The sequence below is a fragment of the Phormidesmis priestleyi ULC007 genome (genome assembly GCF_001895925.1).
Taxonomy (GTDB): Bacteria; Cyanobacteriota; Cyanobacteriia; order Leptolyngbyales; family Leptolyngbyaceae; genus Phormidesmis_A; species Phormidesmis_A priestleyi_A.
In genome coordinates, this window is sequence record NZ_MPPI01000050.1 from 1 (window position 1) to 12672 (window position 12672).

Below are 12672 nucleotides of genomic sequence, written 5' to 3' on the forward strand. Positions count from 1 at the left end.
CCGAATTTGAAACGTTCTACACGAAGAACATTTTGTTGAACGAAGGCATCCGCGCTTGGATGGCTTCTCAAGACCAGCCTCACGAAAAATTTGTATTCCCTGAAGAGGTTCTGCCCCGTGGTAACGCTCTCTAATAGTTCGATCGTAGCGGGCAATCGCGACCAGGAATCCTCAGGATTTGCCTGGTGGTCAGGTAACGCCCGCCTCATCAATCTCTCTGGTAAACTGTTGGGCGCTCACGTCGCTCATGCAGGTCTGATTGTGTTCTGGGCTGGAGCGATGACCTTGTTTGAGGTTGCTCACTTTATTCCCGAAAAGCCCATGTATGAGCAGGGCTTGATCCTGCTTCCTCACCTGGCATCTCAGGGCTGGGGTGTGGGCCCTGGCGGCGAAGTTATTGACATTTTCCCTTACTTTGTAGTAGGTGTTTTGCACCTGATTTCTTCAGCAGTTCTGGGTTTTGGCGGCATTTATCACGCCGTTCGCGGTCCTGAAACTCTGGAAGAATACTCTAGCTTCTTTGGATACGACTGGAAAGATAAGAACCAGATGACTAACATCATCGGCTATCACCTAATTTTGTTGGGTGTGGGCGCACTGTTGTTGGTTGCGAAAGCGATGGCGTTCGGTGGACTCTATGACACCTGGGCACCGGGCGGTGGAGACGTGCGCGTCGTCACGAATCCTACCCTCAACCCTGCCATTATTTTTGGCTATCTGCTGAAGTCTCCTTTTGGGGGCGACGGCTGGATTGTCAGCGTCAACAACCTTGAAGATATTGTCGGCGGTCACATCTGGGTTGCTCTGATCTGTATTGCAGGTGGTCTGTGGCACATCTTAACCAAGCCTTTTGGTTGGGCACGTCGGGCGCTTGTCTGGTCGGGTGAGGCTTATCTCTCCTACAGCATCGGTGCAGTGTCTCTGATGAGCTTCATTGCCTCTTGCTTTGTTTGGTTTAACAACACCGCTTATCCGAGTGAGTTCTACGGCCCTACGGGCCCTGAAGCGTCTCAAGCTCAAGCGATGACCTTCTTGGTTCGTGACCAGCGCTTGGGTGCAAACGTCGGTTCTGCTCAAGGTCCTACGGGTCTTGGTAAATATCTGATGCGTTCTCCCACAGGTGAAATCATCTTTGGTGGTGAGACGATGCGCTTTTGGGACTTCCGTGGTCCTTGGTTGGAGCCTCTCCGGGGTCCAAACGGTCTTGATCTGAACAAGATTAAGAATGACATTCAACCTTGGCAAGCTCGTCGAGCGGCTGAGTATATGACTCACGCACCTTTGGGTTCTATTAACTCAGTGGGCGGCGTAGCGACGGAGATCAACTCCTTTAACTACGTGTCTCCTCGTGCCTGGTTAGCCTCGTTCCACTTTGTGATGGGTTTCTTCTTCTTAGTCGGTCACCTGTGGCACGCGGGTCGTGCTCGTGCAGCGGTGGCTGGTTTTGAACGGGGAATCGATCGTGAATCTGAACCCGTATTGTCAATGCCTAATCTTGACTAGTGGTTGAGATTAGCTGAATAACCTTTAACTTAAGGCTCCTGTGTAAAAGCGGGAGCCTTTCTCATAGGTAGATGGATCGGTTTTGGGCGATCGAGTCTGTTCTTCGGTGCGTCACAGTCTTTCTGCTGTCAGAGGTTAGAATTCAATCCAGTACTCCTATGCCCTCCAGTTATGACGGATCAAATTGAACTGACGATCGATTTCCAAGATTCAACCAGTATTGCCAAGCAAGAAAAACTGACTCAGACTGTCTGGGAACAGATCAAAAAAATGCCGGGGGTTAAGGTCGATCGCGTGGTTGATCCAAATCCACCAGAAGGAAGTCGGGCGATCGGGGCGTTTTTGTGGGGCTTGCTTCAGGCTGAGGTCAGTACCAAAAGTGTCAAAACGCTGTTTGGGTTTTTGGGCGATCGCCTCGGAGATAAGCCGATCAAAGGTAAAGCCAAATTTTCCGATGGGCGAGAGTTCGAGTTTGAAGCGAGTAGTAGAGCCGAGCTTTTGGCAGCAGAAGAAACGATTCAACGATTGGCGCAGATTAAATAAACGTGAGTTCGATAGAAGGGGTTCACTCCGATGATGAATTCGGGAAGCCCCCTAAATCCCCCAAAATTGGGGGACTTTGAACCGGAAATTTTGGCTTGAAGTCCCCCAATTTGGGGGATTTAGGGGGCAGAAGCCGCTGAGAACGAAGCGAAAAAACTCGTCGAACTCACGTTAAATAAACAGCATTAAATAAGCCGTGGATCAATGACTAAGGTTGCCCTGTTGATTGGAGTGAGTGAATATAAACCGGGACTCAATCCCTTGCCTGCGGCAGTCAGAGACATTGAGGCAATGCAGGGCGTTTTGCAGCATCCAGATTTTGGGGCGTTTGATGAGATCAAGCGGCTGCCAAATCCTGGGTTGCTAGAGATGCGGAGCGCGATCGCTGAGTTGTTTGGCGATCGCGACACCGATGATCTCGTGTTGCTCTACTTCTCTGGGCATGGGGTCACGGATGAGTATGGCAAATTTTTCCTGACCAACTGCGACACGCAGAAGGCAGGCAAACTCAACAAAGCCACGGTGGTCGAAGCGGGGTTTGTGCATGACCTGATGGAAAACTGCGACTCAGAGCGGCAAGTGATTATTTTAGACTGTTGCCACAGTGGGGCATTTCCAGAAGGCATGAAGGCAAGAGATGCTGGAAGCACGATCGACTTTCAGCAACAGTTGGGCGGTCGCGGCAGAATTGTCTTGACTTCTTCGGCAGCTACCGAATATTCGTTTGAGCGAGAGGGGGAAGATCTCGCGATTTATACTCGTTATTTGGTGGAGGGCATTCAAACGGGAGCGGCGGATTTGGATGGCGATGGTGCTGTGTCGGTGAGTGAACTGCATGATTATGTGAGAGAGCAGGTTCGTAAAGCTGCTCCAGCGATGCAGCCTGAGCGCTATGTGTTTCAAGATGGCGAGAAGATTTTGTTAGCAAAAGCGCTGATTAGTGACCCCAAACGCAACTATCGCAAAGAAGTTCAGAAACGAATTAGAGATGGCAAACTTTCGGGTTTATCTAGTCGATCGCTCAGGGAAATTGCTCGTAAAACAGGTGTATCGATCGCCGACGCTGAAGCGATCGAAGCCGCAGAACTAAAACCTTATCAAGAACTCCAGCAAAAGCTCGACGACTATCGCGAGGCATTTCTAGAAGCAGTACAAGTAGAATATCCTCTCACCGAAGAGACGCGACTCGAATTGCAAGATTATCAACACGTTTTAGGTCTACGGAATGAAGACATCCAGTCACTCGAAGCCAACCGTTCTACATTCTCCTTCGAGACTATTACAGTGAATGGTCAAGGGCAGGAAAGCGATCGTCGCATCAACCAAGCCGAATTCTTTACAGAAGACCTGGGTAATCAGACCACACTAAACATGGTTTCAATTCCAGGTGGCTCTTTTCAAATGGGAGCCGCTAAGAATGAAGAAGATGCAAACGACGATGAATATCCGCAGCATTCAGTGACGATCGCGCCTTTTCACATAGGCAAATTTGCCATCACTCAGGCGCAATGGAAAGCGATCTCTACTCTACCCAAAATCAATCACGACCTCAAACCAGATCCCTTAATCCTCTCAGATTCCTCAACCCTCACAATCTTCCAAGGAGCAAACCGACCTGTTGTGCTAGTTTCCTGGTTTGAAGCCGTGGAGTTTTGCGATCGCCTCACCCAAAAAACTGGAAAGCTTTACCGTCTGCCCAGTGAAGCTGAATGGGAATACGCCTGTCGTGCTGGCACTACAACCCCTTTTCACTTTGGTGAAACAATCTCAACCGATTTAGCAAACTATCAAGGTACTGACCGGACACACGAAGGCACGACTTATTCAGGTTCCTATGGCGAAGGTGCAAAAGGAATTTTTCGACAACAACTAATCAAGGTCGGTAGTTTTCCACCAAATGGGTTTGGGCTGTTTGATACACACGGAAATGTTTGGGAATGGTGCGCCGATTGCTGGCATGATACCTATCACGGCGCTCCGAGCAATGGAAGCGTTTGGGAAGCTGGAGACAGTGAACATCGGCTTTATCGTGGCGGTTCGTGGGTCAGCGATCCGGGGCAATGCCGCTCTGCGTATCGCGAAAAGAACGCACCCGATCATCGCAACTTCATCGGTTTTCGGGTTGTCTGCCTTTCCCCCAGGACTCTTTAGCTCTTTACCCTCTTGCTCTCTTGCTCTCTACCCTCCTTCACCTTTCGCGCAACGCGCGATCAAAATTTTTATTTTCCTAACATGAGCGAACTGCCCATTATTCAAAAAACCTATGACTTGATCAAACGTCAGTTCGATAGAAGTGATTCGCTACGATTGTGAATCCGGGAAGCCCCCTAAATCCCCCAAATTTGGGGGACTTTGAGCTAAGATTTCCGGTTCAAAGTCCCCCAGGATGGGGGATTTAGGGGGCAGAAGCCGCTAAAACGAAGCGAAAAACCTCGTCGAACTGACGTTAATCAAATGGTTCCAAATACAGAAATCGGAGTTCTGCTAGGAATTAAGCGCGATCGCCTATTCATTTCCTCTGATAATGCCAATAATAAAAAAGGATAACGTCCTAATCTGTGTGGCGGTTGCTATATATCTGCCCACGGAACCCATCTCAAAAAACATCGATTACCATGCTGCTCTGTAACTTTTGCACCTAACCGATCGTAAAAGCGAAGCCCACGAGTATTTCGAGCATCAGCATTCCAAGCAAGATGGGTACAGTCATTTTCTTGGGCTATTTGAACTAATTGAGCCATTAATGCTGCTCCTGCACCTTGGCTTCTCATCTCGTCATCCACATACAAATCATCAAGCCAAATGTTTGGCTGACCTGCAAATGATGAGTACCTGAATCCATATAATGAAAAGCCGACCTCATGGGCTGAAAATGCAAACAAAACGTAAGAAAAGGGGATGATTCCGAACAGTGTTTTGCGTATTTTGTCTTCGGATACTTGCAGCACACCAGAGAATGCACCAATGCTTCGGTCAAATTCTGATTTCTTCTGGATGAATGAGAGTATCAGAGATACATCATTAACAGTGGCAGATCGAACTTTCATTGGTTTCCTTTGTTAAGTCACCATACCGATATGGGCAGCGACGATCTGCCAAGTTCCGCTTGAAGAAACAGCCCAAACTCGCGTGAAACGAAAGTCACCATTGGCAGGACTGCCATCATAACTACCCAATATTTGCATTCGGACTGACACGATCGCCACCTCTCCATGCATTTGAATCTGCCGCTCAGAAGGGTTTAACTCGTGTATCTTAATCAAACCCGATTCGTGAGCAGCTAAATCATCTTGTTTTCCTAATAATTCTCCAAGATGACTGGTGATGATGATGTCGGTGGCTAGTAATTCATCCAAAATGCTGACATCAGAAGCCAGCATTGCCTGCCTGAGTCGTTCTTCGGCGTTGATAATCTGAGTTTCAACTGTTTCAGTCATAGCGCTTCTTTCCGAATATCAACAACCTGCACTCTCTGGGTAAAGACACAACACAGTGTCCTTATCTGGCTGCTATCAGTTCAGGCTGAATGGAGAGAGTGGGACGATCGATCACCTGATCAATCAAGCCATACTCCACCGCCTCAGCCGCCGACATAAAGAAATCGCGCTCAGTATCTTGCTCAATTTGCTCCAGCGATTTCCCCGTATAGTTCGCCATGCTCTGGTTAATCTGGCGTTTTAGATAGAGGATTTCCCTGGCTTGAATCTCAATATCCACCGCCTGACCCTGCGCTCCGCCAGAGGGTTGGTGAATCATAATCCGCGAACTGGGCAAACTGCTGCGCTTCCCCTTAGCACCCGCACCCAACAGGAACGCTCCCATACTCGCCGCAAACCCATAGCAGATTGTGCAAACATCTGGACGAATGTGATTCATCGTGTCGTAGATCCCTAAACCATCCAGCACAGAACCACCGGGAGAATTGATGTAGAGGTAGATGTCTTTTTCTGGGTCTTCTGCTTCTAGAAATAGCAGTTGTGCTACGATTCGATTTGCCATTTCCGACTCGACTGTTTCTGCCAGAAAAATGATCCGCTCTCGCAGCAGGCGAGAATAAATGTCGAAGGCTCTTTCTCCCCGACCCGATTGTTCAATGACGGTAGGAATCATGATGTGGTTCTCTCAACGAGGTTGACAGTTTAGTAATTGGTAATTGATTAACGTCAGTTCGACGAGTTTTTTCGCTGCGTTGTCAGCGGCTTCTGCCCCCTAAATCCCCCATCCTGGGGACTTTGAACTAGAAATTTGGCTTGAAGTCCCCCACGAGTGGGGGATTTAGGGGGCTTTCCGAATTCACAATCGAAGCGAACCACTTCTGTCGAACTGACGTTTGATTAAAACTTCCATGACCATTGCCGATCGATTTCAGGCGACCCAGGCTAATCCATCTTCGATTTCCAGCAGGCGCTTGAGGTATGACAGGCTGACAGTCCATCTGCGGCTGACGTTCAGGCAGCTTTGGGTGTCAAGACGATCGTGAATCAGCGTGAGCTTCACCGTAGTCCCGGACTGCTCTAACTCAAATCGCACACGAGATGGCTGTAGTTCCGTTTCGTTGGGTAATTGGAAGGTGTAAGCAAGTCGCTGCGGCGGCTCGGATTGCAACACTTCGCCTTGCCAGTCAGACTCGCCATCCGGGTTGATGTGTTGCACAGATGACCCCACCTCCCAGTCGGACTGGAGTTGCCCGTCTCCCCAATACTGCTGGGTGAATGCTTCGCTGGTCAAAGCTTCCCAGAGCTTGTCGAGGGTGGTCGCAATGTAGGTCACATAAACGAAGGTGGGTTTATCCATGTTCTGGCTCCTTGTTAGTCTCTTCGAGTTTTCGTTTTAATTCACTCAATGCGTCTAATTGATGACGTTCATATTTACTCAACCAACGATCGTAAATTTCTTGAATCGGCGCTGGGTTAAGGTAATGCAGTTTCTCTCGCCCCTGCCAGATGATGGCAATCAGATGCGCTGTCTCTAACAGCGCTAGATGTTTTGTCACGGCTTGCCGCGTCATATCAAGGTGTTCGCATAGTTCTCCTAACGTTTGACCGTTGTGAATGTACAACTGGTCGAGCAATTTTCTCCGACTCGGATCGGCAAGGGCTTTAAACACTGCATCCATATTAGAATATTATGCAACTAATTGGTTGCATGTCAAGCGATCGAATTAGGAGGATGATGTTCTTTCTGTATACTGCGATCGCTAACCTCGCAAAAAACACCGATTAAAGCTGCGTTAATCGGCGGAATCTGTTGCTTTTCATTCGTGGTGTGCTACCGCTCATGAAATTTTCTGTGAAAGTAACCCACTGATGCCGGAGTGCAAGAACAACAGACCAAAAACAAGCGAGACGGCAATGGTGATTGGACGGCTATTTCTGGTCAACCAGGCTGAAAACTCAGCGAGTACAGATTGCGATCGTGTGGGCATGAGGATACGAAACACGATCGGCAACAGTAGCAAAGATTCAGCCAACAAGATGAAGAGTAAGTATGCGATCGTGCTGGCTGGCTGCCCCAACTGTGCGGCCGCGATCGTAGCCAGTGCGCTGAGGGTAAAAACCCATAACTTGGCAGCAATCAATGGCAGTCCGAGTCCAATTCCAAGAGCCTTTAGCGGGGTTGAGCTATCGAGCAGGGTCAACCACTTGCCGGGTGGATCATCCGGATCTTCCTCCTTCCGCCATTTTTTATAGGCAGCGATCAATAAGAGAATGCCGAGCACCAAGAGCAATGTTGAAACGATCGGATTCTTACCACCGCTACTTCCCTCAGTCGATGCCGCAGACCCAGCTAGAACCCAACTAAAAATCAATCCCTGTAACAGACGGGTGATCGTCATTCCAGTGACATAGGTCACAGCCTTGAGCAATCCCTGCTTGGGGCTGTTCAGTAGCAACAAACCGATATTATTTGCAATGGTACGACAGCACTGCCGATAATATACGGTAGAAGGGAAATGAGTATGGTTTCCATAGAATGCTCTTTAGTTTGCGATAGGACTCACTAGGTTTCTAATCTTCGGACATCTCACCACACGATCGGGCTAGTGGAAAGCAAAGGAATAATGCTCAAACTTACCCTCGATCATCTTAATTTTGATTGTAAGAAAATTTGACTCATGTTTTAGCTTGATTGACTGCTTTCACGAGGACGAGCAGCATAATCAGTTTGTTAGGCTTATTCAGTTAATTTGAAAAATGTAACGAGGTGAATAATGAAGACCGATCCCGTTCTGCACTTTTTCTGCGGAAAAATGGCATCAGGAAAGACAACATTGTCGAAAAAGCTGGCATCAGACCATAATGCTATTCTGATCAGTGAAGATATCTGGTTGTCGAAGTTGTACCCGGAAGAGATTGGCACCTTTGATGATTATTTGAGATATTCGTCACGCTTGAAGCCTTTAGTCTTAAAGCACGTGCAAGACATTCTTGCACATGGAATATCCGTTGTTCTAGATTTTCCAGGGAATGTTCCTTCTCAGCGACAATGGTTTCGTTCAATATTTGAAGTAGCCAAAGTGAATCATGTGCTTCATTACATTGTTGCGCCTGACTCCTTGTGCAAAGAGCAATTGCGGAAACGAAACGCTGAACAACCTGAAGGTTCGATGATCATGTCTGAGGCAGAATTTGACCACATCACTTCATATTTTCAACCACCGATCGCAGACGAAGGCTTTAACATCATTAGATATGATCTCAATTAAATGGCTTCGTTAACCCACCTCCGACCACAACCACCGAATGGAGTCATTAGGGAAGCCGCTACCCAAATTTAGTGACGACTCCCTAACGTCCAACTTTCTAGAGTTGAATGGTAGCTTTGTTGTGCAATTCCTCCACTTGAATTAGTGAACCGTTACCGATCGCGATGTTGAACTTCGCCAAAGATCGTTCAATTTGATAGCCGGGAAACACTCGGACGATTTGATATTCAGTCGTCAAGTCACTCGTGCCATCCCATTTGAGCAATGCCAGTTGATTGGATGCAATCTCACTCAGTTGTGAAACAAACTCTTCAATGCTGTCGCTCACATTCACGAGAATGCCAGACGAAAGGAAGATGTAACGCTCTTGCAAATCCAAAGTGACACTGACTCGATACCGTTTTTCGGTTGAGCAACGCAACTCAACGGTGAACGAAATCGAGCTAGGAATCACAGTCCTAACTCCCATATTATTTTGTCCTCTCGGTTAGTTCAAAGAGGACAAGAACGCTGATTTCTCAGACATTCCATTGGGATGAAAAGGGTATGCAGGATCTTGATTCCAGCCTTTCAAGATCCCATAGCAAAGCTGACGGTGTACAATCATGAACGCCTCCTGAGTTATTGGTACTAACTAGGGATGGAAGTCCTCGGAGTCTGATCGTCACATCAGATTTCGGGGCACAACTTCATCACTGCGATGTATTCTACAGGAGTTTTTTGTTTTTTGGGATGTTAAATTTTTGAGGAGGTACGATCGCTTCCCCCTGACCGTTTGAGAAATATCTCGTTGCATGGGAAAGCGATATTTCTACAGTTAAGCTTTTCCGGAGATGTAGTCAAAGAAATCCGCCAAAAGATTGCTAACGAACGATGTAAACCTGACATGACTATTACCGCAATCGATCTGCCAATGGAGGCGATCGCTGTCAAATCGTCGAGTTTGCTCTATTGGGTTCTGTCCTGCGACAGCGCAAACCACAAACTGCCGTAGTTTACCTAGAATTCTACGGATCTTGATTTCGCCGCGATGTGTTGTGATGTAAACAAGAGACAAGCAGCAAATCCTTTTTCAGAAATTAAACTATGCCTGAACCTCAGGTGTCTGCTATTATTTGCACACACAACCGAGAACACTATTTGGGAGCTGCGATCGGCAGTTTACTCTCCCAAAATTTTGCCAATTTTGAAGTCGTGGTGATAGATAATGCCTCTAGCGATCGTACCCGCGCAGTCGTAGAAGCCCGTTTAAGCGACCCTCGCTTGAGCTATGTTCATGAGCCAGTCATGGGTCTATCGGTCGCCCGCAACACGGGAGCCAAGTCTGCCCAGAGTGAAATTTTGGCTTATTTAGATGATGATGCGATCGCCAGCCCTCAGTGGCTACAAACGCTGTGGGATGCTTACCAAACTAACGAAAAGCTCGCGATCGCAGGCGGCAAAGTGACCCTAATTTGGGACGATGGAATGGTCGCCCCGGCTTGGCTCTCAGATGGTCTAGCCGGAAATCTAGGCGCTTATGACTTGGGCACTGCTGTCCTCTATATCGATCGCCCCGGACTCACGCCTAGAGGCTTAAACTACTCGATTCGCCGAACTTTTTTAGAGCAGGTGGGTGGATTCGACCTAAATCTGGGGCGCGTCGGCAAAAATCTTCTCTCTAATGAAGAACTTCACATGACTAAACTGGCTCTGCAAGCGGGCTGGCAAGTTGCCTATTTACCCGACGCTCTGGTCGCTCACCATGTTTCACCCGAACGAGTCAAGCGAGGCTGGTTTTTGAGTCGCGGATGGTGGCAAGGCATCAGCGAGTGCTATCAAGAACAAATTGTCGGTGAAGCAGGTCTGAAGCAATTTCATCGAGGTGGAGAACGGCTGCTTCGCGGACTCTATAAATCAGTCAAATTTGCAGCCGATCCCGCTCAACGGTTTGAAAATTTGGTCTACAGCTATGGTCAAATTGGTTATCTCAGCAAGGCGGCTCAAGGGTTAATCTCTCCTGCTTTAACTCGATCGTAGGAAAAAATCACTCGATCGAGAGGGCGATATCGTCCCAACCCACTTCACTTTGATAAAACTTAAGAAACCATATAAAACAGATTCCATTAATTTCTCGATTAAGATCTACACAACTATCGTTTCTAAGCTTGGTCGGTCTTCCCTGGGTGCGTCTTCAATAAACTCCTCAGTTTTTACTGATGTGCTTCTCGGCTACAATTTTCTACCCACTCTCGACGCGATTTGCCATGACAGCGACTCAGGTTTCTAATAACCCCGCGCCCCAGGCAGCCAACTCAGTCCGGTTGCTGATTCAGGATGCTTATAACCAAGGTGCCACTGCTCTGTATATGCAGATTGGTCGCACGCCATTTTATCGCATTCACGGCAAGCTGGTTTCACAAGATCATTTACCGATTCTCACCCCCGATCGCTTCAGTCACTATGTTCAAGAAGTGCTGACCCCCGACCAACTCAACCACTATCGAGAAGCCCAAAAGCTCGACACAAATGTTCAAATTCCGGGTTTTATGCAAGCGCGGGTAAACTGTGGCCCGACGACGCAGGGTGTGCAGACCATGAGCTTAAGCTCGATCGTGCTTGACCTCCCTAGTGAGCTAGAGCGCCAGGGCACCATTCGAGCTATGGTGGATGATGCTTGCAAAAAAGGGGCTTCTGACATTCACTTACAGGTCGGTGAGGTGCCGCGCTACCGCATTCAGGGGCACATTCGACTTCAAGAGCAATATGGAATTCTCACGCCGCAGCAGTTTGAAGAGTTTTTGGCAGAGGTCTTGTCAACCGAGCAAACCGAGCAGTTTCGGAAGCGGCAGGAGCTAGACACCGCCATTTTCTATCGGGAATTGGTACGCTGTCGGGTCAACTGTGCCCAGTCGATCATGGGTGGCGTAATGGTGCTGCGATTAATTTCTCTAGAAGTGCCGACGATCGCCCAAATGGGGTTGCCAGACATTTTAAACAAGTTAGTCGAAGAGCGGCAGGGTTTAATCTTAGTGACTGGGCCCGTCAACTCTGGCAAATCTACAACTTTGGCGGCGATGTTGCGTCACGTCAACGACTCTCTAGCGCGGAAGATTGTGACGATCGAAGACCCGATCGAATATGTCCACACTTCTAATCAGTGTTTAATCACTCAGCGAGAAGTCGGGCTGCACACTCAAGAGTTTAAGGAAGCGCTGCGAGCGGCACTGCGGCAAGACCCAGATATTATTTTGATCGGGGAAATGCGCGATCGTGAAACCGTCGACACCGCGATTCGAGCCGCTTTAACCGGGCACTTAGTCCTGGGCACCCTGCACACCAAAGGCACGGTGAATGCCGTCAAGCGATTACTCAACTTCTACACGCCCGAAGAACAAGATGTCGTTAGAATGCAGATCGTAGAGGGTCTGCGGGCCGTGATCGGTCAAGCACTGGTGCCGACGGTGAAAGGAGGACGGGTCGCGGCTCTAGAAATTATGCTGAACACTGATACGATTCGCGACTACTTGCAAAAAGGTAGCATTGACGAAATTTACCAACTGATGGAAGAGGGAAAAGACGGCTCTCAAACCCTTAATCAGGCGCTCTTTGACCTTTATGAAGGGGGGATGGTCAGCCAAAGTGATGCAATATCGGTGGCGCTTAACCCTGAAGATCTTAACTATATGATGAAGAACTATACTCGTCGCTCTAGTCGTTCTGGCTTAATGACGACTGAATATTTTAATAAGACTCCGACTTGAGGCAATAGACGCTGTTCACAGATCGATCGAACGATCGTGAGAGGGCACAGGTCTGTCGCGTAAATCAAATCGGCATAACACACCGCCAAGCTTTTTAGGCATTGCAGAATGCGGGGATGAAATGGCTGTAGGGGTAGGGCCCCCGTGCCTACCCCTGACGGAGGGCAACCACGGGGG

13 protein-coding genes and 1 pseudogene are annotated in these 12672 nt (G+C 48.3%); 7 read left to right on the forward strand and 7 right to left on the reverse strand.

From position 1 onward, the window contains the following. The 4 genes and pseudogenes from BRW63_RS23935 to BRW63_RS23950 form a co-directional block, all read left to right on the forward strand. A pseudogene (locus BRW63_RS23935) lies at positions 1–134 on the forward strand (photosystem II D2 protein (photosystem q(a) protein)); the annotation flags it as partial. Then, positions 118–1503 (forward strand): photosystem II reaction center protein CP43, encoded by a 1386-nt coding sequence (gene psbC / locus BRW63_RS23940; RefSeq protein ID WP_073074895.1) that lies wholly within the window; start codon positions 118–120, stop codon positions 1501–1503. The pseudogene BRW63_RS23935 and the gene psbC, both read left to right, overlap by 17 nt. Before the next feature lie 171 nt (positions 1504–1674). Beyond that, complete coding sequence (locus BRW63_RS23945; RefSeq protein WP_073074896.1) at positions 1675–2046, forward strand: hypothetical protein; 372 nt, start codon at positions 1675–1677, stop codon at positions 2044–2046. 204 nt (positions 2047–2250) lie between these two features. Beyond that, positions 2251–4197, forward strand: a complete 1947-nt coding sequence (locus BRW63_RS23950; RefSeq protein ID WP_073074897.1) for a caspase, EACC1-associated type — start codon at positions 2251–2253, stop codon at positions 4195–4197. Between the two features lie 419 nt (positions 4198–4616). On the opposite strand, the gene BRW63_RS23955 is transcribed toward BRW63_RS23950, so the two are convergent. The 6 genes from BRW63_RS23955 to BRW63_RS23980 all read right to left on the reverse strand — a co-directional run bounded on the left by BRW63_RS23955 (position 4617) and on the right by BRW63_RS23980 (position 7942). Then, positions 4617–5093 (reverse strand): GNAT family N-acetyltransferase, encoded by a 477-nt coding sequence (locus BRW63_RS23955; RefSeq protein WP_073074898.1) that lies wholly within the window; start codon positions 5091–5093, stop codon positions 4617–4619. A gap of 12 nt (positions 5094–5105) precedes the next feature. Further along, positions 5106–5483 (reverse strand): nuclear transport factor 2 family protein, encoded by a 378-nt coding sequence (locus BRW63_RS23960; protein WP_073074899.1) that lies wholly within the window; start codon positions 5481–5483, stop codon positions 5106–5108. Positions 5484–5544: 61 nt separating this feature from the next. Continuing rightward, positions 5545–6156: an ATP-dependent Clp endopeptidase proteolytic subunit ClpP gene (gene clpP / locus BRW63_RS23965; RefSeq protein ID WP_073074900.1), complete on the reverse strand. Its 612-nt coding sequence runs from the start codon at positions 6154–6156 to the stop codon at positions 5545–5547. A 255-nt stretch (positions 6157–6411) separates the two neighbouring features. Further along, entirely contained in the window at positions 6412–6840 is a 429-nt protein-coding gene (locus tag BRW63_RS23970; protein ID WP_073074901.1) for an SRPBCC family protein, read from the reverse strand. Then, a complete protein-coding gene (locus tag BRW63_RS23975; protein ID WP_073074902.1) occupies positions 6833–7162 on the reverse strand; it encodes an ArsR/SmtB family transcription factor in 330 nt (109 codons plus the stop codon). The genes BRW63_RS23970 and BRW63_RS23975 overlap by 8 nt, the downstream gene beginning before the upstream one ends. Before the next feature lie 159 nt (positions 7163–7321). Continuing rightward, a complete protein-coding gene (locus BRW63_RS23980; RefSeq protein ID WP_223257494.1) occupies positions 7322–7942 on the reverse strand; it encodes a GAP family protein in 621 nt (206 codons plus the stop codon). Between the two features lie 315 nt (positions 7943–8257). Between BRW63_RS23980 and BRW63_RS23985 the strand changes: the two genes are divergently transcribed. Further along, entirely contained in the window at positions 8258–8752 is a 495-nt protein-coding gene (locus BRW63_RS23985; protein WP_073074903.1) for an AAA family ATPase, read from the forward strand. Positions 8753–8849: 97 nt separating this feature from the next. Here the strand turns inward: BRW63_RS23985 and BRW63_RS23990 are convergent, their stop codons facing one another. After that, positions 8850–9221, reverse strand: coding sequence for a hypothetical protein (locus BRW63_RS23990; RefSeq protein WP_073074904.1), 372 nt, complete (start codon positions 9219–9221; stop codon positions 8850–8852). A 617-nt stretch (positions 9222–9838) separates the two neighbouring features. Here BRW63_RS23990 and BRW63_RS24000 point away from each other — a divergent pair. Together BRW63_RS24000 and BRW63_RS24005 are read left to right on the forward strand one after the other, a co-directional pair. Beyond that, positions 9839–10771, forward strand: a complete 933-nt coding sequence (locus BRW63_RS24000) for a glycosyltransferase family 2 protein (RefSeq protein ID WP_073074906.1) — start codon at positions 9839–9841, stop codon at positions 10769–10771. Between the two features lie 227 nt (positions 10772–10998). Further along, positions 10999–12495, forward strand: coding sequence for a type IV pilus twitching motility protein PilT (locus BRW63_RS24005; protein WP_073074907.1), 1497 nt, complete (start codon positions 10999–11001; stop codon positions 12493–12495). The last annotated feature ends 177 nt before the right edge of the window (positions 12496–12672 follow it).